Annotated in this window: 23 protein-coding genes and 5 pseudogenes; 16 read left to right on the forward strand and 12 right to left on the reverse strand. The window is 59.7% G+C overall.

Annotated features, from left to right (window positions below):
- Positions 1–257: 257 nt before the first annotated feature.
- From AC1RT6_RS18190 to AC1RT6_RS18200, 3 genes are read right to left on the reverse strand one after another with little or no spacing between them, the layout of a single operon-like run.
- A complete protein-coding gene (locus tag AC1RT6_RS18190; protein WP_472791846.1) occupies positions 258–767 on the reverse strand; it encodes an outer membrane beta-barrel protein in 510 nt (169 codons plus the stop codon).
- Positions 703–1,134 (reverse strand): outer membrane beta-barrel protein, encoded by a 432-nt coding sequence (locus AC1RT6_RS18195; RefSeq protein ID WP_493029580.1) that lies wholly within the window; start codon positions 1,132–1,134, stop codon positions 703–705. The genes AC1RT6_RS18190 and AC1RT6_RS18195 overlap by 65 nt, the downstream gene beginning before the upstream one ends.
- A complete protein-coding gene (locus AC1RT6_RS18200; RefSeq protein WP_472791845.1) occupies positions 1,029–1,283 on the reverse strand; it encodes a hypothetical protein in 255 nt (84 codons plus the stop codon). Before AC1RT6_RS18200 ends, AC1RT6_RS18195 begins: the two co-directional genes overlap by 106 nt.
- On the opposite strand from AC1RT6_RS18200, the gene AC1RT6_RS18205 reads away from it, so the two are divergent.
- Positions 1,179–1,430, forward strand: a complete 252-nt coding sequence (locus AC1RT6_RS18205) for a hypothetical protein (protein ID WP_472791963.1) — start codon at positions 1,179–1,181, stop codon at positions 1,428–1,430. The two genes, AC1RT6_RS18200 and AC1RT6_RS18205, sit on opposite strands and share 105 nt — an antisense overlap.
- Before the next feature lie 334 nt (positions 1,431–1,764).
- On the opposite strand, the gene AC1RT6_RS18210 is transcribed toward AC1RT6_RS18205, so the two are convergent.
- The gene (locus tag AC1RT6_RS18210; RefSeq protein WP_472791844.1) at positions 1,765–2,022 is read right to left on the reverse strand and encodes an SPW repeat domain-containing protein; all 258 of its coding nucleotides are present in this window, start codon (positions 2,020–2,022) and stop codon (positions 1,765–1,767) included.
- 485 nt (positions 2,023–2,507) lie between these two features.
- On the opposite strand from AC1RT6_RS18210, the gene AC1RT6_RS18215 reads away from it, so the two are divergent.
- The 7 genes and pseudogenes from AC1RT6_RS18215 (at position 2,508) to AC1RT6_RS18245 (ending at position 10,159) form a co-directional block, all read left to right on the forward strand.
- Positions 2,508–3,158, forward strand: a complete 651-nt coding sequence (locus AC1RT6_RS18215; protein ID WP_472791843.1) for a methyltransferase family protein — start codon at positions 2,508–2,510, stop codon at positions 3,156–3,158.
- Positions 3,159–3,266: 108 nt separating this feature from the next.
- Positions 3,267–3,590, forward strand: coding sequence for a hypothetical protein (locus AC1RT6_RS18220; protein ID WP_493029572.1), 324 nt, complete (start codon positions 3,267–3,269; stop codon positions 3,588–3,590).
- A 533-nt stretch (positions 3,591–4,123) separates the two neighbouring features.
- A pseudogene (locus AC1RT6_RS18225) lies at positions 4,124–5,005 on the forward strand (MBL fold metallo-hydrolase).
- Entirely contained in the window at positions 4,984–7,539 is a 2,556-nt protein-coding gene (locus AC1RT6_RS18230; protein ID WP_472791841.1) for a vitamin K epoxide reductase family protein, read from the forward strand. Before AC1RT6_RS18225 ends, AC1RT6_RS18230 begins: the two are co-directional and overlap by 22 nt.
- A gap of 2 nt (positions 7,540–7,541) precedes the next feature.
- Positions 7,542–7,673, forward strand: coding sequence for a hypothetical protein (locus AC1RT6_RS18235; protein ID WP_472791840.1), 132 nt, complete (start codon positions 7,542–7,544; stop codon positions 7,671–7,673).
- Positions 7,670–8,419: pseudogene (locus AC1RT6_RS18240) on the forward strand (SDR family oxidoreductase). Before AC1RT6_RS18235 ends, AC1RT6_RS18240 begins: the two are co-directional and overlap by 4 nt.
- Positions 8,389–10,159, forward strand: a pseudogene (locus AC1RT6_RS18245) (glycoside hydrolase family 15 protein). Before AC1RT6_RS18240 ends, AC1RT6_RS18245 begins: the two co-directional pseudogenes overlap by 31 nt.
- Positions 10,160–10,257: 98 nt before the next feature.
- Here the strand turns inward: AC1RT6_RS18245 and petA are convergent.
- From petA to AC1RT6_RS18260, 3 genes are all read right to left on the reverse strand, one after another.
- Positions 10,258–10,785 (reverse strand): ubiquinol-cytochrome c reductase iron-sulfur subunit, encoded by a 528-nt coding sequence (gene petA / locus AC1RT6_RS18250; protein WP_472791958.1) that lies wholly within the window; start codon positions 10,783–10,785, stop codon positions 10,258–10,260.
- A gap of 511 nt (positions 10,786–11,296) precedes the next feature.
- Entirely contained in the window at positions 11,297–11,650 is a 354-nt protein-coding gene (locus tag AC1RT6_RS18255; protein WP_472791839.1) for a methyltransferase family protein, read from the reverse strand.
- Positions 11,593–11,994, reverse strand: coding sequence for a hypothetical protein (locus AC1RT6_RS18260; protein WP_472791838.1), 402 nt, complete (start codon positions 11,992–11,994; stop codon positions 11,593–11,595). The genes AC1RT6_RS18255 and AC1RT6_RS18260 overlap by 58 nt, the downstream gene beginning before the upstream one ends.
- A 676-nt stretch (positions 11,995–12,670) precedes the next feature.
- Between AC1RT6_RS18260 and AC1RT6_RS18265 the strand changes: the two genes are divergently transcribed.
- The 6 genes from AC1RT6_RS18265 to AC1RT6_RS18290 all read left to right on the forward strand — a co-directional run bounded on the left by AC1RT6_RS18265 (position 12,671) and on the right by AC1RT6_RS18290 (position 16,764).
- Positions 12,671–12,895: a hypothetical protein gene (locus AC1RT6_RS18265; RefSeq protein WP_472791837.1), complete on the forward strand. Its 225-nt coding sequence runs from the start codon at positions 12,671–12,673 to the stop codon at positions 12,893–12,895.
- A 574-nt stretch (positions 12,896–13,469) separates the two neighbouring features.
- On the forward strand, positions 13,470–14,192 hold the full coding sequence (locus AC1RT6_RS18270) for a cytochrome c family protein (RefSeq protein ID WP_472791836.1): 723 nt from the start codon (positions 13,470–13,472) through the stop codon (positions 14,190–14,192).
- 505 nt (positions 14,193–14,697) lie between these two features.
- On the forward strand, positions 14,698–15,147 hold the full coding sequence (locus AC1RT6_RS18275; RefSeq protein WP_472791835.1) for a DUF411 domain-containing protein: 450 nt from the start codon (positions 14,698–14,700) through the stop codon (positions 15,145–15,147).
- 91 nt (positions 15,148–15,238) lie between these two features.
- Positions 15,239–15,739: a redoxin domain-containing protein gene (locus AC1RT6_RS18280; protein WP_472791834.1), complete on the forward strand. Its 501-nt coding sequence runs from the start codon at positions 15,239–15,241 to the stop codon at positions 15,737–15,739.
- Positions 15,740–15,778: 39 nt separating this feature from the next.
- Positions 15,779–16,372, forward strand: a complete 594-nt coding sequence (locus AC1RT6_RS18285; protein ID WP_472791833.1) for a TlpA family protein disulfide reductase — start codon at positions 15,779–15,781, stop codon at positions 16,370–16,372.
- Between the two features lie 17 nt (positions 16,373–16,389).
- Positions 16,390–16,764 carry a c-type cytochrome gene (locus AC1RT6_RS18290; RefSeq protein WP_472791832.1) on the forward strand — a complete coding sequence of 125 codons (375 nt, stop codon included), beginning with the start codon at positions 16,390–16,392 and terminating at the stop codon, positions 16,762–16,764.
- Between the two features lie 84 nt (positions 16,765–16,848).
- On the opposite strand, the gene AC1RT6_RS18295 is transcribed toward AC1RT6_RS18290, so the two are convergent.
- The 5 genes and pseudogenes from AC1RT6_RS18295 to AC1RT6_RS18315 all read right to left on the reverse strand — a co-directional run bounded on the left by AC1RT6_RS18295 (position 16,849) and on the right by AC1RT6_RS18315 (position 19,858).
- The gene (locus AC1RT6_RS18295; RefSeq protein WP_472791831.1) at positions 16,849–17,232 is read right to left on the reverse strand and encodes a rhodanese-like domain-containing protein; all 384 of its coding nucleotides are present in this window, start codon (positions 17,230–17,232) and stop codon (positions 16,849–16,851) included.
- Between the two features lie 15 nt (positions 17,233–17,247).
- Entirely contained in the window at positions 17,248–18,156 is a 909-nt protein-coding gene (locus AC1RT6_RS18300) for an MBL fold metallo-hydrolase (RefSeq protein ID WP_472791830.1), read from the reverse strand.
- Positions 18,157–18,173: 17 nt separating this feature from the next.
- Positions 18,174–18,974, reverse strand: coding sequence for a sulfite exporter TauE/SafE family protein (locus AC1RT6_RS18305; protein ID WP_472791829.1), 801 nt, complete (start codon positions 18,972–18,974; stop codon positions 18,174–18,176).
- Positions 18,974–19,428 (reverse strand): annotated as a pseudogene (locus AC1RT6_RS18310) (DUF6691 family protein). Before AC1RT6_RS18310 ends, AC1RT6_RS18305 begins: the two are co-directional and overlap by 1 nt.
- Before the next feature lie 4 nt (positions 19,429–19,432).
- The gene (locus AC1RT6_RS18315; RefSeq protein ID WP_472791957.1) at positions 19,433–19,858 is read right to left on the reverse strand and encodes a YeeE/YedE family protein; all 426 of its coding nucleotides are present in this window, start codon (positions 19,856–19,858) and stop codon (positions 19,433–19,435) included.
- Between the two features lie 288 nt (positions 19,859–20,146).
- Here AC1RT6_RS18315 and AC1RT6_RS18320 point away from each other — a divergent pair, with 288 nt between their 5' ends.
- Together AC1RT6_RS18320 and AC1RT6_RS18325 are read left to right on the forward strand one after the other, a co-directional pair.
- The gene (locus tag AC1RT6_RS18320) at positions 20,147–20,593 is read left to right on the forward strand and encodes a hypothetical protein (RefSeq protein WP_472791828.1); all 447 of its coding nucleotides are present in this window, start codon (positions 20,147–20,149) and stop codon (positions 20,591–20,593) included.
- A gap of 784 nt (positions 20,594–21,377) precedes the next feature.
- Positions 21,378–23,231, forward strand: a pseudogene (locus tag AC1RT6_RS18325) (helicase-like domain-containing protein); the annotation flags it as partial.
- Position 23,232: the final 1 nt, after the last annotated feature.

A 23,232-nucleotide genomic window follows, 5' to 3' on the forward strand; every position in this document is an offset into this window, starting at 1 on the left:
AGGAACTCAACCGCGCTCACATAGTCGTGACCTGTAACCGGCGCAGCTTCGTTTCCGAATTCATTCATGTCCGGTCCATTCAGGATCGGATGGCTGAGGAATCGTGGGAGTTAAAAATGCGCAGATCGAGCTTGGTTGCATTGTCGTCGTTGTTATTCGGTGCGATCCCGACCAAAAGACGCGCGTCCTTTTTGAGAACATGCGGCAACACCGCGCAGGGCATCAAACCAATGCGATGGGATCATCGCACTCGGGTCTTAACGATCGAGAATCTGATTCAATATCCGCTCTTTCGCGCAACCACTCGTGTCGCAATCATCTGATTTTGAACGGATGATGATGTCGCCGCCGAACGTGAATTGCGAACGCTTCGTTCCGGCGCCGAATCGCGTCGTTCCGTTCAACGAAGTATCGTAACGAACTTCGGGCCTGACAACCAGGCCGTCGAGTTCTTTGGGTACGAGGGGCTTGATCGCGAGTCCGACCGGCAGTGCGCCGTAGGTTGTCGCTCTGCCGCCGATCGCCGTCCCCAACGGATTACCATGCTCGACCCTGACAAAGTCCAGGTTGCCGGAGAATGCAGCAACGAAAAAACCACTGTTGTTGCGCCAGACTTCTCCGCGTCCGGTGATCTTGAGCCAATCGTTGAGGGCATAGGTGACGTATTGCGCGACGCCGCCCCCGACCGCATTGAAGCCTTCCTCACGAATATAGTTCAGGTCGGTGGTGAGCGTGAGCTTGTCGGTTGCCTTCCAGACGACTGTCACATCGTTGAGATAACGCAGAGCTATTCGGATTGACACCCGCAAGCACGACCGACGAGACATTGGGATTTTCCGGGCTCATGTGGGTCGTCGCCAGCACGGTCAGCGCGCCGTCCATCAAATTGAGTCCAATCCCACCGTGGAACGCCGCAGCCGCGTTGTTATCGCCGCCATTGAAGCGGTCGAACCTGTTGCCGAAGGTCGTATTCACGTCGGTGTCGACGCCAGCATAAACATCGAGGAGGGGGGTTAGATGGGTAGTCGTCATGATCCCGGTGTGCTTGAACGGAATGAAATTGAAGATGTAGGAGTGCGAGTAGAGCGCATTGTCCGGCGCGTAAATAATTTCGGCACCTCCAAGGTTACGTATTGTTCGACCTTGACATCCACGCCGCCCGAGGTGAGCCACGGCAAATGAAACAGAGCGTGGGCCTCGACGATGTCAAACTGATTGCGACCGCTGATCGACTGATCGAACTCACCCAGAAAGTGCGTGTACCGTGCATCCGAGCCGTACATCGCCTGGAACTTGAAGCCGAAATCGTATCCGCTCGCTTTGGGATCGAGCGGACGGGAACCGTCAGCAGCGTCTGGTTCATCAACGAGGAATTGGCCTTATCGGTGAAGAGGTGGCCAAAGTTAGTGCCGCCGGAAGGCCCTCGTTGAAAGGTGATCCCCGCTTGCACATGGCCGGTTATGGTGACGGTATCCCACCAGGACGGCAACGCCGGCGCGGGATTGCGCACCTTCGTAGTCAAATCTGCAGCCGCCGCGCCGCCGACCGAAAAAACCAAAACGACCAGTCCGAACAGTACGCCCTTCCGCATTGTAGGCCCCCGCGCAACTACTGCTTGCAATTTCGTCCTGTCTTGGAATTCGTCAAAGCCGTATCAGGCCACTTTTATGCGGGGTGGCGATGCATCACCCAGAGTTCGACCGCGGCAACGGTTGCGACGACGGCCCCACCACGAGATGCACCTGCATCGCCATGGTATCGTCGTCATATTGCCAACCAGGTACCGATCGTCAGATTGATCCATCCTTCCGATTCGAAGAAGGCCGGAACTGAAACGGAGTCGAAAAGGTCGGCGATCGAAAAGATCGCGACTATGCTGATGGCGTTGCCGGCCATCCAGGATGTATGCCATCCGAGTTGCGATTTGAATCCGAATAACCAGGGCGACAAGACCAGAAACCCGCCCAATGCGAGATTGATGATGAAATCGACGGCTTCGGTTTTCCGGTTTCGCTGGAACATGGCGACCTCGCTTCGTGAAGGCCAGACCACACTATTGTAACGACGTATAGTCTCGTTCGACGGAAATGTGCCAGCGGTTCTGCTTGGGAGTCCAGAGGACAACGCCATGTGGCTGCTCCAGTGCGGGGGTTCCTGCGATGACGGGTTTGAAGCCGATGTTCAAGAATCCGACGACGGCCTGTAACCATGCGTTCGCTCTGTTCGAACTAACTTAATAACAGGCGCGCGAGGAGAGATCGAGGTTCGCGAAAAGACGCGGCCCCGAGCGGTGAGGGCGCATAGCTTTGTCGTTTCGGGCGGCAGCCGAGAAAAGAAACGATATGCACTGTTTCTATTGTTCCGACCTCATTGATTGAAGCGCGAGGTCGAGCATCGCGTTGAGGCCATCGGATGGCCGTCCACAAACGCGGCGATTGCAGAGACAAACGCGCGCGTCAGGAGACGCAGGCGTTTTGGCCGATCAAGTATCGGTACGAGGCAAACAAATGAACGAAAGGATACTTTGGGGAGGTGCCACGATTTCAATCGTTGTCGTATCGTGGTGTTTCTACCGCCTTGTCGTGCCGAAGGGCTGGTGGGAGTGGACTCGCGCTGGAATCGTGCAGGCATTCGTCATCGCATTTTATGCCGAGATGTATGGATTTCCCCTCACGATTTACCTATTAGCCCGAGTCTTCAATCTGGACGTCGCGGGAAATCTTTGGGATGGCAATCTCTGGGTTTATCTGACGGGCAGTTGGTGGGTAATGCCAGCTTCCATGGCTCTCGGTTACACAGTTGTCTTTTTTGGAGCCGCTCTGATCATCGCCGGCTGGCGTGAAGTGTATCGAGCGAGAGCGAGAGGGCGGCTCGCCAGGGGTGGCCCTTACAGTTTGATGCGCCATCCACAATACGCTGGCATCTTTCTGGCGCTGTTTGGCGAAAGTGTTGTGCATTGGCCAACGCTATTCTCACTGACGGCCTTTCCTATCATCGTCGGCGCGTACTGGCTCCTGGCCAGAATGGAGGAGAAGCAGATGATCCAACAGTACGGTGATAAATATCGGAGCTACCAAAGACGGGTGCCGATGTTCTGGCCGGATCACCGCGGTTGGCGCGTAGCCTTTAGAAACTACTCGTTTCGACGGATGCTTTGATGGGGGCAAAGGACCGCTCAATCTGACCAGTGTTGTCGTCCAATGGAGCGTCGAGGCCGAGAACCAGCACCCTGACCTTCCAATTGTTGGAGAGATTACATTGTCCTCTTGAAAGGAGATGAAACAATGGAACTGAATAGAAATCTGACGACCCGATCTTCCGGCTCTCCGGCGGCCGGCAGAAAGCGAGGTTGGCTCAGTCGATGGACCGGGCCTGCGGTCTGCGCGGTCGCTTTCGTCGGTGCGATCCTTGTGTTCGGTGGCGCGTTCGGCACGCAGAGCACTGGAAAACTGCTGCCACTGCTGTTCTTGCTGCCGTGTGCAATCATGATGTTCATGTGCATGAAAAATATGGGTGGCAATCAGAACGACACGGGCAGTTCAAATGTCAAAACTGGTGTTCACAAAACCGATTCTGACGACCGACATTGACCCTGAGGCTCAGGAAAAACGTTGCCAGGTAAAATTGTGGCTGTCGGTCCGGAGAGAAGGCGTCGTGTCTCGTGAACGCGCGATCCGAGTGTCGTTTGCGAGGATTGCATGAACCCACTTTCCTCAAGCCGCTTTAAGACCGGGCAGGGCGTGCGTTCTGCGCAATCCGGCGTTGACATTGTGCTACGTGCTTATCATGCGCGTCTACAACCACACGGCGTCCGGGCTCGCGTTGACCAACGCACGTCGCCTATGCGGCTGCAGCTTCAACGTCTGGTTTGGTCATTGAACCTCCTGCGAATGCGTTCGCTGAGGCCACTTCTCCTCGCGAAAAATCGGCCTAAACCAGGCGCTCTGGACGGCTTTTAAGACGGAACGAGGCATCGAATATGCAACTTAGCCATTTTGGATTGGACTTACGCATCTCGGCTGCATTCCGCTCTCCGTCAGGGTGACTATGACGGCTGGTTCTGCCGTGCTACGGCTCGCAATACGACAGCGCTGGCCGGGTCCAGCGCCTGACGAAGATCCGGATCAGCCAAGGTACGCCCATCGTCGCCGGGTTCTTCGAAAAGCACACCTCAAGAGTTCAGTACGTTGTGTCAGATCCTAAGATCAAGAAGTGCGCGATCATCGATCCTGTTCTGGACTTTGATCCGAACTCCGGAGCCACGGCAACGCATTCCGCTGATGAGTTGCTGGACCATATCAAGCAGGAAAAATGTCAACTGCAGTGGATTCTCGACACCCCCCCCCACGCCGATCATTTCTCGGCGGCTGGCTACCTTAAGGAATTAAGACCGGAGTACCCACAGGCATTGGCGAGAAAGTGATCGAGGTTCAGAAGCTCTGGAAGGACATCTATAACCTCGGGATGCTTTCCCGACCGGCAATATGAGTGTCGAAGTCGTGCTCACACCAGGACATACGCTGGCATCCATTGCCTTTCTCGTGGGCGATGCTGTTTTCATTCACGACACCATATTAATGCCGGACGGCGGCACGGCTCGCACCGACTTTCCGGGCGGCAGCGCACGCGTTCTCTGGAACAGCATCCAACGGATCATGGCGCTTCCTGATGGCACTCGCCTGTTCACCGGGCACGATTACTGCTCTGCTGGACGTAAAAACCCCCTGTGGGAAAGCACCGTTGCTCAGCAACGCGCCGAAAATATCCATCTGCAAAGGCTAAAGACGGAAGACGCGTTCGTGAAGCTTCGCGAAGAGCGCGATCGGGAACTGCCGATGCCCATCTTGCATTAGCTGCAAGTGAATATCCGTGGTGGGGTGGCCGACTCCCAGAACCGGAAGGAAACGGCAAGCGCTATCTCGCAGAGGCACCCTTATGCCTGGGAATTAACGATGCAGGGAAAATTTCTCGCGGGAGATCCGAATGGCTCAACGTGACGTGGTGATTATCACCGGCAGCAGCGGCTTTATTGGCTCCGCCCTGATAAACAGTTTCGCGGGCCAATTTTCGTTGGTCGGCTTCGATCGGATGGCGTCTCACGCGCCGCCGCCTGCTGCGGAATGCGTGTGCATCGACCTCACCTCGGAACCCGGTGCCAAAGGCGCATTCGAGCGCATCCGAATTGCGTACGGAAACCGCATTGCCTCTGTGATCCATCTCGCCGCTTATTACGATCTCTCGGGCGAACCAAGCCCGCTGTACGAACAGATCACTGTGCGCGGCACCGAACGGCTCTTGCAACACCTCCAAGAATTCCAGGTCGAACAATTCATTTTCACCAGTACGATGCTAGTCCATGCGCCGGTCGAGCCGGGGCAACGCATTAATGAGGATTCGCCGATTGATCCGAAATGGCCTTATCCATTGTCGAAGGTCGAAACCGAGTCGCTAATCCGAAAGCAACACGGCGAGATCCCTATTGTTCTGCTTCGTCTCGCCGGCGTGTACGACGACAGATGTCGCAATGCATTTTTGTCGCAGCAGATCGCGCGAATTTATGAACGGCAAATTCTGAGTCACCTCTATCCCGGCGACCTCAAGCGCGGTCAGGCATTCGTGCACCTCGACGATGTAGGCGAGGCGCTTTTCCGCATCATAGAGAAGCGAAACGAATTGCCTCCTGAGCTCTCATTGCTAGTCGGGGAGCCGGAGACGCTGAGCTACGACGAAGTACAACGCACCAGCGGCCGCCTGTTGCATGGTGAGGAATGGGAAACGCACGAAATCCCGAAGGCTGCGGCGAAAACGGGAGCATGGATTCAAGGCGATCTTTTGCAGGAAGAGCCGTTCATCAAGCCATGGATGGTGGATTTTGCGGACGATCACTACGAGCTCGACCTCACTCGGGCGCGAACCTTGGTGGGGTGGGAACCCAAACACTTGCTGCGGGCCACACTGCCCGTCATCATCGATGCCCTAAAGTCAGATCCGGTCGCCTGGTACCGCGACAACAAGCTCAATCCGGCGCTTGTCGCGGGAGAAGCAGCTTCCCCTCCGGAGCACAAGCAGGCCGGCGATTCCCGACAAAGGACCGAGGAGATGCTGGCGGAAAAGCGGATGCTGCGCGGGCACGACGAATTGATGCTTGCCGAACATCGGCAGACCGCCTGGACGCATTTCGCGAACATCGCTCTCGGAGCTTGGCTAGCCACCAGCCCGACAATTTTCGGATTGTTCGAACCTGCTTTCTTCAGCGAAGCGATCCTTCGGGTCACGGCGGAGCGGGGACTTCCCTCGCCGGAATGGCGGAACTGGGCGCTCGGCTGGAGCGACGTCGGCGCGGGCGCGCTGATCATGCTCTTCGGCCTGCTCTCGCTTTCGCGCCGGACCAGCTGGGCTCAATGGGCCAACACGTCCGTCGGGTTGTGGCTGCTGTTCGCACCCCTGCTGTTTTGGGCGCCAAGTGCGGCCTCTTATGCAAACGATACGCTCGTTGGCGCGCTTGTGATTATATTCGCCGTTCTCGTGCCCATGATGCCGGGCATGAGCATGGAGGGAATGATGGGCGGGCCGGATATACCGCCGGGATGGACCTATTGTCCATCGACGTGGGCGCAACGCCTCCCCATCATCGTTATGGGGGCAGTGGGATTTCTGATCGCGCGCTATCTCGCGGCCTATCAGATGGGCCACGTTGACTCAGTTTGGGATCCGTTCTTCGGCGGCACCGGTGACCGCAACGGGACCGAGACGATCATCACCTCGGACGTTTCGAAAGCTTGGCCGATCCCGGACGGCGGCCTCGGTGCCGTCGCCTACATGCTGGAAATCCTGATGGGCGCCATGGGCGACAAGCGCCGCTGGCGGACCATGCCGTGGATGGTGACATTCTTCGGGATCCTGGTCGTGCCGCTGGGCGTAGTGAGCATCTACTTCATCATCATCCAACCGATCGCAATCGGGACCTGGTGCACGCTGTGTCTTCTGGCCGCGCTCGCGATGCTAATCATGATCCCGTTCGCACTCGACGAACTCGTGGCCATGGGCCAGTTCCTGGTCTGGAGCCGGCGCGCCGGCAAGTCCCTATTGCGCATGTTCTTCATGGGAGGAGCTCTCGTCGAGGGCGGGAAGGAAGACAAGGGCGTCGAGATGGATTCGTTCCGATCCGCCCTAACGGCGATGCTGCCAGGCGTGACGCTGCCGTGGACGCTTGTCGTCAGTGTCGTTATGGGCATCTGGCTGATGTTCACGCGCCTGACGTTCGGCACTATCCCGCCGATGGCGGACAGCGATCATCTCGTCGGTGCGCTAATAGTGACGACGGCGGTGATCGCGATGGCGGAGGTTGGGCGACCGCTGCGTTTTGTGAACGTGCTGTTCGGCGCTTGGCTGGTGCTTGCTGCCTGGTTCCTCGATGGCGCGTCGCCCACGGCGCGCTGGTCGGACGCCGCTATCGGGATTGTCTTGATCGGCCTGAGCCTGCCGCGTGGCACCCGCAGCCGGGATCATTACGCGGGCTGGGATCGGTTCGTGGTCTGATCATGGAAGATGCGCTCGCCTTTGATGCCCGCGTTCTTTTGCAAGGACAGAAAGGTCTGATCACCGGCGCGAGTTCTGGTATTGGTGAAGCCATCGCCCGGCGATTCGCCGCTGGGGCGCAGCAGTCGGCGTGAACTATCGCTCCGGTACCGATGCGGCACGGAAAGTTGTCGAAGAGATCCGGGCGACGGGCGCCGAAGCCATACCGCTACAGGCGGATGTGGCGAGCGAGCCGGAAGTGCAGTCTATGTTCCGCATCTTCCATGACGCCTTCGGCCATATTGACATTCTAGTCGCGAATCCTGGAATTCAGATGGACGCCGGCCGCAAGCAATATGACCCTCGAACAATGGCGGCGCGTGATCGATGTGAACCTGACCGGACAGTTTCTCTGCGCGCGGGAGGCGATCCGCTGCTTCTCGGAACAAGAGGCGAGTCCTTATTCCAGGCCGTTGGCAAGATCGTCTGCATGAGCTCGGTGCATCAGGTCATTCCTTGGAAGGGCCACGTCAACCATGCGGCCTCGAAAGGCGGAGTCATGTTGATGATGAAGAGCTTGGCGTAGGAGGTTGCGTAGAAGCGCATCCGCGTCAATGCCATTGCTCCCGGCGCGATCAAAACGCCGATCAATCGTGCCGCCTGGGATACGCCGGAGGCGGAGAGCAAGCTTCTGCGGCTCATTCCCTATGGACGCATTGGAGAGCCGGCGGATGTCGCTGAGGTAGCCCGGACTGGCGTCCGATCAATCCGACTACGTCACCGGAACGACGCTTGTGGTGGATGGAGGCATGACGCTTTATCCGGCCTTCCCGGAAGGCGGATAGCGGTCGGATCTCGCCGGGAGCATGCATGGGCGGTCGTATCGAAGATTATGCGCTGATCGGCGATTGCCGGAGCGCGGCGCTCGTCGGGCGCGACGGCTCGATCGATTGGTTGTGTTGGCCACGGTTCGATTCACAGGCTTGCTTCGCTGCGCTGCTTGGTACGCCCGACCACGGCCGCTGGCTGATCGAGCCCGCAAGCGGCAAGATCGCGACGCGGCGGCGCTATCGCGGCAAGACGTTCATCCTTGAGACCGATTTCGCGAATGGCGCCGTGACGTTGATTGATTTCATGTCCATGGACGGGGAACGCCAGGATCTGATCCGCGTGGTTGTGGGAAGAAGCGGCCGGGTCGCAATGCGATCGGAGCTGGTCATCCGGTTCGGCTACGGCCACGTGATTCCCTGGGTGAATCGGCTGGAAGACGGAACCCTGCGCGCCATCGCAGGACCGGCCCACTGGCGCTGCGGACGACCGCACCTCTTCGCGGAGAGGATTTCAAAACAATTTCCGAATTCACGGTCAGCGACGGCGAGACAGTCCCGTTTGTGTTGAGCTACGCCGCGTCACACCTCCCATTGCCGAAGCCGATTGATACTGATGCGACACTCGCCAAGACTGAGGCGTTCTGGACAGAGTGGGCAGAGCGCTGTCGTTATGAAGGTCCCTGGGCCGACGCGGTCGTCCGCTCGCATCTCGTTCTCAAGGCGTTGACCTATGAGCCGACCGGGGGCATCGTCGCGGCGCCTACGACCTCGTTGCCTGAGCTGCCGGGTGGCCCGCGCAACTGGGATTACCGCTTTTTCTGGTTACGCGACTCCACATTTTCCCTCCTCTCGCTGATGAACGCCGGTTACTTCGATGAGGCGCGGGCTTGGCGCGATTGGCTGCTGCGCGCAGTGCCGGCAGCCCGAGCCGCACCAGATCATATACGGGCTCGCCGGCGAACGTGACCTGACGGAACGGGAGCTCGCCTGGCTACCGGGCTACTAACGCTCGCTGCCGGTGCACATCGGCAATGCGGCGCATCGCCAGCTTCAGCTGGCGTGTATGGTGAGGTCATGGATACCTTCCATCATGCCCGGCGGGGCGGATTGGAACACAGCGAAGCGGTTGGGGGCTACAGCGCGCGCTCGTTTCGCATCTGGAGACGATTTGGCAGCGGCCCGACGAAGGCATCTGGGAAATGCGCAGCGGGAGCCGCCACTTCACGCACTCCAAAGTCATGGCCTGGGTGGCGTTCGACCGCGCCATTCGCAGCGCCGAGCAGTTTCACCTCGAAGCCCCGCTGGAGCGCTGGCGCGCCATACGTAGCCAAATTCACGAGGAGGTTTGTCGAAGAGGATTCAAGGCTAAAATTGGCTCTTTGTGCTACGGCGGGAAAACCCTGGACGCCAGTCTGCTCCTGATCCCTCTCGTCGGGTTTCTTCCCGCCGGTGACCCGCGGAGCCACTGTCGAGACCTTCGAGCGCCAGCTCATGGTCGATGGCTTTGTCCTTCGCTATGATTCTTCGGCTACAGAGGATGGATTGTCACCCGGCGAAGGAGCGTTTCTCGCTTGCAGTTTTTGGCTCGCCGACAATTTAGTCCTGCTTGGGCGCCATGACGATGCCCAAAGACTTTTCGAGCGCTTGCTTGAAGTGCGCAACGATGTCGGTCTCTTGGCCGAAGAATACGATCCGCGTCATCGGCGTCAGTTGGGCAACTTCCCGCACGTGTTCAGTCACGTGGCGCTCGCCGATACCGCTCGGAACTGACAGAAGCAACGAAGCCGGCGCGACAGCGCTCAGCACGATGACGCAACTCGGCTCCCGAACCGAGGCCGTTGATAGCAAATCCCTTTTGGTGAAAAGGTCGGGAAGAGATCCTGCCAGGCGCGTCCATCATTCGGACTCATCAGCCGATTCGGATCTTTGTCTCCGAGAGAAACTCGTACGGCGGCAAATACAAATTGGCTGGCGCCGGCCCGCGGCGTACCCGACCCGCTGTATCATATTGCGAGCCATGGCAGGGGCAGAACCAACCGCCATAGTCGCCTTGATGAGGAAGCGGAATGCAGCCGAGGTGGGTGCAAATACCAATAACCACGAGCCATTGATCACGCCCCTCCTTTACCCGCGCCTGATCGGACTCCGGGTCGATTAGATTGTGCCAGTTGATGGAACGTGCGTCGTCGATCTCCTTCTTGGTGCGGTGGCTGATGAAGATCGGTTTGCTGCGCCAGAACACCTTGATCACTTGGCCTTCGGCGATCGGGGCGAGATCGACATCGATGGGGGCGCCGGCGGCGATGGTCGAGGCGTCGGGATTCATCTGTGAGATCAAGGGCACCGCCGCCGCGGTGACGCCCACCGCACCGACGGCACCCGTGGCAATATAAAGGAAGTCGCGTCTATTGGTATGCGTCCAGGAAACCGCTGTCATTTTGCGCACCCGCTCTTTGTTCTTCGCTACCGCGGGCCAGCTCCCAATTGTTCGCTTGCGATGCTGTCGATCCGCGCCCTGATTTTTGGCGATAGACGGCGGCCGCCCATCTGTTTGGCCGGGCCCTTCTCGTTTCCCGCAGTCTGCTTCGCCGTACAGTTTCATGCAGAAGGGGAGAGCGCACTTGATGGCGCAAGGCAGCAGCAAGACGAGTCTCGGCGCGAGGCCAGCCGCGACTAGCCAGCCCCAGTTGAGTGCAACGCCACCGGTTATGAACGACAATTGCAAGCACCATCCACACACGCCGGTCACTGGGATAATAGCGCTCGGCCTGCAGCAGCTCGCGTAGCAACGATTTCTACTCCTGCTTGCGTTCGGCAGTCGACGAAGTGATCCCAGTCATCATCTACCTCCACTCGCGCGCAGCACTGAGATGGCAGCCGGACTCCGCCGTACGGTGATTCGCCCTAAGATCGGGCATGCCAACGTTGGTTATGTAGTCACGGCAAAGCTAACTAATCGACAGCGCGACAATCCGTCCAGGCCGCTTTCCCGTCGCACAACATGAAATAGTCCGCGCTCGCGCTCTGCGCATGTCGCGCCAACGAGGTAAGAACATCGGCACCCGCTGCATGTATTTTCGGTATGCCTCACCGAACTGCTTGATCAGCCGCGCCTCCTCGCGCCGCGCGAGGCGCACATAGGTCAGGACGATCACTGGTGCGAGCGAGAGTGTCAGAATGGTCGGCCAATGCACAAGCTGGCCAAAGATAACTAGAAATATCCCGGTGTATTGGGGATGACGAACTATGCCGCAGAGACCGCCGGTCTGAAGGCGGTCGCCGTAAAATAGATTCTGGTCCATCCCTTGATGACGAGAAGCAGCCCTATGACGATGGACACTGAGCCGATTGCCATCTCGACGACCGCACCGACCGGCCCATAGCCCAGCAGCGTGGCCCAGAGGTGACCGGTTGAATGCACGAGCGGAATGTTGAGAGGCAGCGCTGACGTCAAAAGATAGATGGTGAGCGGAAATCCATACATCTCCGCGTACGGGGCAATGATGAAGGCCTGCAACAGTCCCGCGCCAGTCCATTCGCGCCAGCTCGCGGGAGCGAGGAAATGATAGAACGCCCACGAAGCGATCACGATCATCAACAGGGCGTAGGGCCATAACCCGAGCCATTCCTGGAAGCCAGTTTCCATTTTAACCCGATCCCACGCTCGGTATTTTTCGATTCATTATTGCGGCGGACCACATCCAAGCAAGCTCTGGTGCGCGCCATTCTCAGATGAGTTGTAGCAATAACAACCAACTCTGCGGCGGCGAGATGACGATGGCCGTCGGGCGGAGGATACCCGACGGCCGGGCGCGTAATCTCGGTGGGGCATACCGAACTGAGTTTACGCGCCGAGAGGTGGACCGAAATCCTGCCGGCCGCCAGCTTCGTTAATTGCCGAGTGCGGCCGGTCCCGTGGTGCCTCGGCAATTCACGCCGTCGGCTTCGTATTCCGCCCGTCGCCCTGACCCATCTTTCCGGATGCAAAGATGCAGGGCGCACATTGCCACGCATGGAGGCGAAGCGAAAAGAATGGGGAGCACTCCCGCAGCGACGAGCCAACTCCAACCCGATCAACGAAACGGCTCTCAAGACCAACCACGGCCAGCGGTTGCGCCAAAGCGAATTGCCGCGGCTGCAAGTGGCTGACTCCGCTATTCGAGAAGCTCCTAATGATAATTTCGTCAGCTGCCCTTCGTGGGTTACATGTTCACGGACACGTGAAAATCGGCGCGACTCCTATACGGTCGCTGCGGGGAAGCGCAAACGTTGACGTTCAGCTTCAGGTAAGCGCGCCAATCGAGAGCGCTTTCAGCCGCGACATGATCGTCGCGCGCAATGAAGTGTCCGGCATCCTCGATCGGAACGTCAGCCATGGAGGCACGTGTGCGGCGCAGATAATCGATGAGCTTTTAGCGTCGCCGAGGCGTCAGTGGTTCGCCCGGATCGTAAGTGTGCCGCTGCATATGGACGGCCATCAACGCTTCATGCACGAGATCCTCGGTTTCGTCGGCTTTGCGGCCGGCACGCACCAGCTGCTCCTGTAGTAGGCCCGCAATGCCCCGGCTAACGCTCCAAGCAGCACCCGGTGCGCCGTAGCGTCGCCCTTGAGCCGGCAATCATCAGCGCTCTAAGTTCAGCCTGCTCATTCATTTGCCTCAACGTTACTTCGCAGGCAGGGCACTCCCGGTTGCACGTTCACGGCTACGTGAACGGCGCCGAATAATTTAAATTAGGGTACCGATAAGGACGCTTGCTCGTAGGCGCCTTCAGTTTCCGCTCGCATCCCGCACGATCGTTCACGTAGCCGTGAACGTGTAACCGGCGTGGCCTCTCCCTCGAACTGACGTTGTGAGACACCGCCAAAGGAGGCTGCCTCGTTAGCTGTGTGCAAGATGATCCGCAGATTAAGTCCCTTGGTCCTTTCGTCGTTCTTGCTCGTATCAGCTGCGGCGGAGAGTTATGCCGGAACCACTTCAAGAGATACTCGCTTGGAAGCTCGAAAGACACGGCCTGCAGGTCAAGCGGTGCCTACGGCGACCGGATGATCCACTGGCACATCACCGATCATCAGGTCTCAGGACTGATGGCCGTCATTCGTATTGCGTGAGCGGGAATCAGATGAAGATAATCTCACAATTCTTTGGACTTGCCGCCGCCGTGATTTTCGTCTCGGCGGCTCTTAGTGCGGCGCATGCGGGCGGCGATCCTCGACGCGGCGCTAAGATCTATGGTGCTTGCGCCGCCTGCCATTCGCTTGAACCCAATATGAATCTGACCGGGCCGAGCCTTGCCGGTCTGTGGGGCAAGAAGGCGGCTTCGGTACCGGACTTCCCTAGATATTCGAGCGCTCTCAAGGCGAAGGATTTTGTCTGGGACGAGAACACGCTTTATGCCTGGCTCGCGGATCCGAGCGCATTCGTTCGCGGCACCTACATGACGTTTCGTGGAATCCGTGACGACAAGGCGCGAGGCGATGTCATCGCGTTTCTAAAAATCGCTTTGGTGCCAGACGGGGCCAAGACGGTCGTTGCGCAGGGATTGGTTCCCGCCGAAGAAGCGCGCGGTCAGGCGCCCGAACCGCTCAAAATTGCCGCACCCGATGAGCGGGTCACGGCGATACGGCACTGCAAGAACACCTTCTTCGTGACAACGGCGGACGGAAAGGAACGGCCTTTCTGGGAGATGAACCTGCGCCTCAAAGTGGATTCCAGCGCGACCGGTCCGCTGGGCGGCAAGCCCGTGCTCTTACCAGCGGGCATGCAAGGAGACCGCGCTTCGCTCGTCTTCTCCACGGTCGCCGAGATCGGAAATTTGATTAAGCAAACGTGCCCGGAGCAATAGGTCAAAACAGAAGGCCGCGTTAATTCGCCGCAAGCCCAACGAAAGGATAACTGCCAATGTCTTTTGTGCGACGACGCAGTGTTCATCGCCGCTCGTTCCTGGTCACGACGGTGGGTCTGGTAGGGGCTCTATCGTTTGCTCGCCGGGCTCAAGCAAGCGAGTTGGCTGCAACACGTTCTCAGCCAGAAGCATCCTTGGGACAAAGAGGCGCCCCATCTTTGAATCTCAAAACGATTGGCCCGATGCACGAAGTGGTATCGATCCGATCATCGAACAACGGATATCGCCTGACGATGGCTTCCGGCGCAACGGTCTCGCTCTCGGAATTCAATCTGCATTTCAAAACCGATTCAAGCGAACGCGGACCCGTTAAAGGCCGGCCGGTGTTGCTGCGGACCGGCATGCAAGGCGACAGAGCAACGATCATTTTTTCCGATCCGTCTGAGATTGGTCCAGCGATGAGCACGTGACAAATGGAACTCACCTATTCAAGTGGAGAATGCACATGAACCGCAGGACGATGATGATCTCGACGGCTTTGCTCACGCTCACAGCGCTGAGTGATCGGGCATTCGCCGACAGCAAACCCGCCGCCACTCTCTACCGGAATCCGAACTGCGATTGCTGCCTGGAATACGCCAAATATCTCCGCAGCAACGGCTTCGACGTGACGGTGGATGCGAAGCAAGATCTCGCTTTGATCAGAAAGCAGATGCACATTTCTGAAAAATACGAAGGCTGCCACGTGATGGTCATCGGCCATTATGCGGTCGAAGGACACGTTCCGGTCCACACGCTCAACAAGCTGCTTACCGAAAAACCGAACATCATCGGCATCTCCTTGCCGGGCATGCCAACGGGCACGCCGGGCATGATAGGTCCGAAAGTGGGACCGTTCACGATTTATGAGATCGCAAGCGGATCTGTTCCGGAGAAGGTCTTTGCAGTCGAATAGGGGCCGGGCGGCATGATGCCGATGCGAGAGTTCAACTATGACGAGTGCCGAACCGGTCGTCGCAAGACCTAGTTCCGTTGTTGGCGAAGCGATGCCGTGGACGCGTCGGTTGATCCTCGTCGTCCCTCTGATTGGGTTCCTGGGCCTCGCGCTCGCGCTTGCCTGGGGCATGTCGCGCAATCCGACGGCGATCCCGTCTGCGCTGATCGGGAAGGCCGTGCCACAGTTCAGCCTGCCGCCGGTCAAGGGACGCACACTGGGACTGTCGAGCGCCGACCTCAACGGCCAAGTCTCGCTCATAAATGTTTTTGCCTCGTGGTGCGTCGCATGCCGCGAGGAACACCCGGTATTGATGCAAATGAAAGCCGATAACGTCGTGCCCATTCGCGGTCTCAACTACAAAGACCTGCCTGATAACGCGGCGCGCTGGCTCAACACGATGGGCGATCCCTACACTCGCACGGGCGCCGATATGAATGGCCGCGTGGCGATCGATTGGGGGTGTCTACGGCGTGCCCGAGACCTTCGTGGTCACCAAGGACGGCCGCATTGCGTACAAGCAAATCTGCGCGGTGATGCCGGGAGCTCTTGATGAAAAAATTCTCCCGTTGATCCGAAAGCTGCAACGTCAATGACACGAACAAAAGAACAAATTTCCCGACGCATCCGGTGCCGGATCGCCATAATCGCGGCGATTGCTGCGGTTTCGACGACGGCCGCTGCGAAGCCTCTGGCAGAGAAGATCATTCTGCGTGACAAGCCGAAGCCCGTTCAAGCGTTCCAGTTTGCGGACGGAGAAGGAAAGTCGCGCGGCCTCTCGGATTCCCGCGGCAAATCCGTTCTCCTCAACATCTGGGCGACCTGTGCGTCCCGTGCCGCAAGGAGATGCCCGGCGCTCGACCATCTGCAGGCCGCCTTGGGCGGGCCCAATTTCCAGGTGGTGCCGCTGTCGGTCGACCGCGGCGGAGCGGATGTGGTGCGCAACTTCTTCGCCGAGATCGGGATCAAGAAGCTTGAAATATATCTCGACGCTTCGGAAGTCGCGACGCGCAAGCTGAGCGTCGTCGGGCTTCCGACCACGCTCATTATCGATCGCGAGGGTCGTGAAATCGGCCGGCTCATCGGACCCGCGGGAGTGGGACGAGCCCGCAAATATAGAGTTCGTCGCCCGATGAGCGGGAAGCAGGCCACCGCCGCCGAAGTGCCGCAGGTCACATTGCAATAGCCCGGGCGGCAGACGATTTGCCGCCGCTCGATCCTCACGTCGTCAACTTCGGCCGCGAGGTTTACCAGCAGTATTGCGCCTCGTGTCATGGCGCCAAAGCAGAGGGGACACCGAACTGGCAAAAGCGTGACGAGCGTGGAGAACTCCCCGCCCCTCCGCACAATGCGGAAGGGCACACGTGGCGGCACTCAGATGCAATGCTCTACGACATGATCAGCAAAGGTCTGCGCGATCCGTTCAACAAGACCACACGGTTGACCATGCCTGCCTTCGCCGACGTGCTCTCGCCCGAGCAAATCCGTGCCGTCATCACGTATCTGAAGACGCTTTGGACTCCGGAACAACGCCAATTTCAAGCAGAGGAAACTATGCAGGATTATGGGTACTGCTGAATGAACGCAGTCCTGCAACCTAAACGCATCTCTTTGTCTCGCATAAAGGTCAAAAATGCGGCAGGACACGATCGGTGTAGAGGCTCACGGCTCGGTAGGACAGCCGGCTTGCTGAAGTGCTGGAAACCCACCGGCGACATGGGCAACATTGGTGATGCCCATATTTTTCAGCGTCTTTGCACCAAGAACCGAGCGGTTGCCGGACCCGCAATAGAGCACCAGCTTCTTGTTACCGCCCAACTGAGGCTTGTGTGTGGGGCTCGTTGGGTCGATCTGGAACTCCAGGAGACCGCGCGGGACGTGCACGGCGCCCTTCAGCTTCCCCGTCTTCTGCAATTCGTCGCCCTCGCGCACGTCGACAAACACCACGCCCGGATCGTCAACGAGCTTCAGGGCATCCTTGCCCGAGAGGGTCTCCACCTCCCGGCTGGCTTCCGCCACCAGGTCCTTCGCGCTCTTTTTCTCCATCGGTATCCTCCTGGTTCAGTCCCAAGGCGCCCCTTCCAGAGCGTCTAACGGGATCTTGAGATAGCGCTTGCCATTGTTCTCAGGTTCGGGAAGTCGGCCACCCCGGATGTTTACTTGCAGTGAATGCAGGATCAGCTTGGGCATAGGCAGCTCGCGGTCCCGTGCTTCGCGGAGCGCAACGAACTCCTCCTCATTCCTTACCTCCGTAAGATGGCTGTTCTCTGCCCTCTGCTGGGCTACGGTGCTTTCCCAAGCGGGCTTCCTGCCGCCGGGGCAGTAATCATGGCCGGTGAACAGGCGCGTCTCGTCAGGCAATGTCATGATATGCTCTATGCTCTTCCAGAGCGCGCGAGCGCTGCCGCCCGGGAAATCGGCGCGTGCCGTTCCGCCGTCTGGCATGAAGATGGTATCGTGGATGAAGGCAGCGTCGCCGACCAGGTAGGCTATGGACGCCAGGGTGTGGCCGGGGGTGAACAGCACCTCCACGTCCATGTTGCCGATCTTGAACCGCTCGCCATCAGTGAAGCGCCGGTCCCATTGCGATCCGTCCGCCGGGCAGCAGTCCAAAACGTTGTAGATGCCCTGCCAGAGCTTCTGGACCTCGACGACCTTTTCACCGATCGCGGTCGGCACGTCTGTCCTGTCCTTCAAATAGCCAGCTGCTGAGAAGTGGTCCGCATGAGGATGGGTGTCGAGGATCCATTGAAGCCTAAAGCCCTGATCATCGACATAGCTCAGCAAGGCATCGGCAGAGTGCGTCGCCGTTGCGCCGGACTTCGGGTCGAAATCGAGCACCGGATCGATGATCGCGCAGCTCTTGGTTTCGGGGTCGGCGACAACGTACTGAACGCTCGAAGTGTGGTTCTCGAAGAACCCTTTGACGAGGGGCCGTCCCGAAAGCCTCGGTAACGCTCGATCAGCCATTTTTTCCGTGCTCCTCCTCACGCGGTAAGCGCGATGACGCCGCGCGATACGATGTAAAGACCGACGGCGATCACCAAGATTGCATAAACGCGGCCCAAGGCTTCCTTCCGCCCCGCCAGCGCATTGCCGAGCGAAACGCCTGCAACTCCGCCCACGATACCACCCAATACGAAGAGCGCCGCGAGAGGCCAATTGACGAGTCCTGAGATCGCGTAGCTCGCCGCCGTCGCCGCGCCGAAGGTCGCAACGGCCACCAGGGATGTGCCTATCGCGAAGATCAAAGGCATGTCCGTCGCGAGAATGAGGCCGGGAACGATGAGGAATCCGCCGCCGATCCCGAAGAACCCCGAGAAGAGGCCGACGCTGAAACCAATTCCGAGCAGCAAGGGCAGTAGCTCTCGGGCCGTTTCGTTGGACAGGCGAACATCCGGATCCTCGGTTGCTTGCCGTTCCCGAAGCATGAGCACCCCGACGATAACCATGACAATTCCAAACAGGGCGAGGAGCTTCTCACCGTCGAGTGCCTTCGCCGCCGTTGAGCCGGCTGCAGCGCCAAGCACGCCAGCCCCGGCGAACACCGCTGCGCAGCGCCACTTTACGTGTCCGGCCCGCCAGTGAGAGCCAAGATTGCTGAGCGCACTCACCGAGACCGCCAGGGCACTCGTGCCAATGGCGACATGAGGGGAGGACACCCCGACGACGTAAACAAGGAGGGGCACCGCGAGGATCGAGCCACCACCGCCGACAAGCCCGAGGACAAGTCCGACAATCGAGCCCGAGCATGCCGCAAGAAGGCTCGTCGTTGAATCCGGCATCATCACTCGACCGACCGCGTTTCGCGCCGGAAGGTGGATTGGGGCCAGTCGTCCGGCACGAACCGGAAAAGCACCATCCCACCAGCATGGCGGCCACGAAGATGAAAGGTTTCGGCAAAGCGAGCGGCAGTAATGTCAGTGCTGGCCCAGGACAAAGGCCAGCCAAACCCCAGCCGAGGCCGAATATGGCCGCACCACTTAGAAGACGGGGATCGAGGTCACGCCTGGTCGGGATCTCAAGCCGGGGCGCGAGAACTGGCCGGCCCCGCTGTCTCGCCACGGCATAGCCGAGGGCCGACACTGCGACAGCCGCACCCATAACCAAGGCGAGCGACGGGTCCCAGGAACCGAAGATATCGAGAAAGGCCAGCACCTTCGCAGGGTTCACCATCTGCGAAATGACGAGGCCGAGGCCAAAAAGGAGTCCCGCCACGAAAGACGAGAGAATGAGGGCCACTGTCTCACGCTCCTATCAGGTGCCGGGTGATGAATACGGTGGCCATGGCGGTCGCGATGAAAGCGAGCGTGGCGGCAATGGAACGCGGCGAGGCGCGCCCTATCCCGCAGACCCCATGGCCGCTCGTGCAACCGGCGCCGAGGCGCGTGCCGAACCCGACAAGGAGACCGGCAATGACAAGCAGCCCGGGCGAGGCGTCGATCTCGACGGCGGGCCAAGCGCCGCCGGCCGCCACGAACAGAAGCGGGGCAAGCAGCATCCCGGACAGAAAAGCCACGCGCCAGCCGACCTCGCTCCTCGAGGGCTGAAGCATCTCGCCAAGAACCCCGCTGATCCCGGCGATACGACCGTTCATAATCAAAAACCACGCAGCCGCTCCGCCAATGAGAGCGCCGCCAATAAGGGACGAAACCGGGGTGAAAACGCTCATTGGGCTCTTCATTTCTGGTGCGCGATCGCCGTCCGCCTTCTGCGGTCGGTAGAACAACTCGTGCAGCATCGCGATAGCTTTCGACACGTGGTCGACGGTCCGGTACCAGAGCATCGGGCCCTCGCCTGTAGGCGATGATCTTGTGGTCGAGTAAGTCACCTTCGCTTCGCTCCGCACTCTGCTCCAATTCTTGCACCTTTAGCCAGGAACAGCCCACGGTCTGCTGCCGTTAGTTTTGCTAATCAGCGAAGCTCTATCGGGTTCCCACACGCAATCAAGGAGCGCACAATGATACTCGGCACCGCAGAACGTGTGACGCGCAGCACTGCTGATGCGGTTAACCGCGCTATCCAAACTGACATCCGCGACAGCATTCGGTGGCATGCAGAGCATCCTGAAGAGATCCCCTCTCGGCTTCGCGAGTTGGATGCCGAATGGGACGTCGAGCGGACGCTTGAGGCGAACGCCTCGGCGCTAGCCTTCACAGGTGTCGTGCTGGGCGCCACGCTGGACCGGCGCTGGATCGCTCTGCCAGCGATCGTCACAGCTTTCCTGTTCCAGCATGCAGTCCAGGGATGGTGTCCGCCGCTCCCGATCCTACGCCGGATGGGTTTCCGCACCGCCCGCGAGATCGACACCGAACGTACGGCGCTTAAGGCTTTGCGCGGCGATTTTGACCGCATAGAGGGCTCCGAGGATAAGGCGATGATGGCCTTAACAGCGGCGCGAACATGAGAGGCAGAGCCGACATCTTAGGGGAGGAGTGTTGTGGGACGGCCGGCGATATATCGCGTCGGTGACACTGACGTTCGCGACGGCAAAGGCACTGCCGGGCGTTGTCCAGATCGCTGAGATGGGAGGAGGGCGTCAAAGCCGTCAGAAAAAGAGTTGGAAGGACCTCAAGGTGTTGGACGCCTTGAAGACGGAAGAGGCTGACATCCCGCAGTCCTACGTCCCGGCATTCAATGCAGCGGCGGCGCCGGCTTCAATTGACTTAAGGCATCGCCTAACAGCTTGCTCTCATGCCAACCCCGCAGAAACGGCTTCTTGCCGTCCCCACTACCAGCGATCAGATGGAAGCCAGCAGAGTACAGCGACGCCATGGTAGCGCCGAGGCCGGCCGCGCAAGGCCCGCCTTTGCCAAAGCGGCCTCAATGCTAGGCGGCGCCTAAGGCTCAACGTGGCCGCGCCGGCAGGCAATCATACGCGAGGCCATTTCTCCCGCATGCCTTGGCCTCCGCGGCGCAACCGAGCGCGACGAGCGCATCGGCGGTGACGCCAGCGGCATCCTTTGGTCCAAGGGTGGTCATTGGCGCGCATTGCATGTGCCATTTCTCGAGCTCTTAACGCTCCCAGTGTAGCAACGGCTCGCGGTGGTCAGTGGACCGCGGTGCAGGTCGGCTCGCGGCCAGAACCGAACGCAAGCTGTGGGGATGATCCGGGCGACATGCACCTGCCGGCACATGCGAGCGGCCGGTGATATTACCGCTAGTCTCGAATCGCCAAATCAGGGCCTTGCGCCATCTTCCGTGATCCGAGCGACGGCTGCTGGCAGATGGCTGACGCCTATCTCTCCGGAGCGGTCCGCTCGAAGCTTGTGGCGGCTGAAGCTGTCGCCGCCCTCGACCCCGCCTATGCGCGCAACGTCACGGCGTTGCAGCGCGTGCAGCCCGCCGACCTGCGGCCATCCGACATCACCGCGCGGCTCGGCGCACCGTGGATTCCCGCCGCCGGCATCGTCGCCTTCGTTCACGAGACGATGGGCGTGGAGATCAAGATCCATCACGTGCCGGAGTTAGCGTTATGGACTGTCGAGGCCCGGCAGCACGGCTGGATGGCCGCGGGCACGTCGGAATGGGGCACCGTGCGGCGGCACGCCGGCCAGCTTCTGTCGGATGCGCTCAATTCCTTGGTGCCGCAGATCTTCGACACCATCAAGGACGGCCAAGCCGAGCGCCGCGTCCTCAACGTGGTCGACACCGAGGCGGCGAAGGAGAAGCTGCAAAAGATCAAGACCGCCTTCCAGAACTGGATCTGGTCCGATCCTGACCGGACCGATCGCCTGGCGCGGGTCTATAACGACCGCTTCAACAACATCGTGCCCCGCGCCTTCGACGGCTCGCATCTGAAACTGCCCGGCGCCTCGGGCGCCTTTGTCCTGTACGGACACCAGAAGCGCGGGATCTGGCGTATCATCGCTTCGGGCGCGACCTACCTCGCCCATGCCGTCGGCGCCGGCAAGACCATGACGATGGCGGCCGCTATCATGGAGCAGCGCCGGCTCGGCCTAATCGCCAAGGCGATGCTCGTCGTGCCCGGTCATTGTCTCGCGCAGGCCGCGCGCGAATTCCTGGCGCTCTATCCGGGCGCCCGCATCCTCGTCGCCGACGAGACCAACTTTACCAAGGACAAGCGGATCGCTTCCTGTCGCGCGCGGCGACCGCCAGCTGGGACGCGATCATCATCACGCACTCGGCGTTCCGTCTCATCGGCGTTCCGTCGGCGTTCGAACAGCAGATGATCCAGGACGAGCTGGAGCTTTATGAGACGTTGCTGACCAAGGTCGAAAGCGACGACCGTGTCTCGCGCAAGCGGCTCGAACGGCTGAAGGAGGGATTGAAGGAGCGGCTAAGCGCTCGCCACTCGCAAGGACGACCTCCTGACCATCTCGGAGATCGGTGTCGACCAGATCATCGTCGACGAGGCGCAGGAGTTCAGAAAACTCTCCTTCGCCACCAACATGCCGACGTTGAAGGGCGTCGATCCCAACGGTTCGCAGCGCGCCTGGGACCTTTATGTAAAGGCCCGCTTCATCGAGACGAAGAACCCGGGCCGCGCACTCGTCCTCGCCTCCGGCACGCCGATCACCAACACGCTCGGCGAGATGTTCTCGGTCCAACGCTACCTCGGCTACGCGGCGCTTCTGGATCGCGGCCTGCACGAGTTCGACGCCTGGGCCTCGACCTTCGGCGACGTCTCGACCGAGCTCGAGCTCCAGCCCAACGGCAAGTACAAGCCGGTCACGCGGTTCGCGACCTTCGTCAACGTCCCTGAATTGATCGCCATGTTCCGGTCGTTCGCCGACGTGGTGATGCCGGAGGACCTGCGCGAGAACGTCAAAATCCCGGCGATCTCGACCGGCAAGCGGCAGATCCTGACCGCGAAGCCGCCGCCCGCCTTCAAGCGCTACCAGCTCGTGCTCGATGCGCGGATCAAGGCGATCGAGGTGCGCGATCGGCCGCCGGAGCCCGGCGACGACATCCTGCTTTCCGTCATCACCGACGACCGCCATGCCGCGATCGACCTGCGTCTGGTCGATCCGGACAACGACAACGAGCCGGCCAACAAGCTGAACCTGCTCGTCGCCAAAGCCC

Source organism: Nitrobacter sp. MLSD-S21 (genome assembly GCF_058809865.1).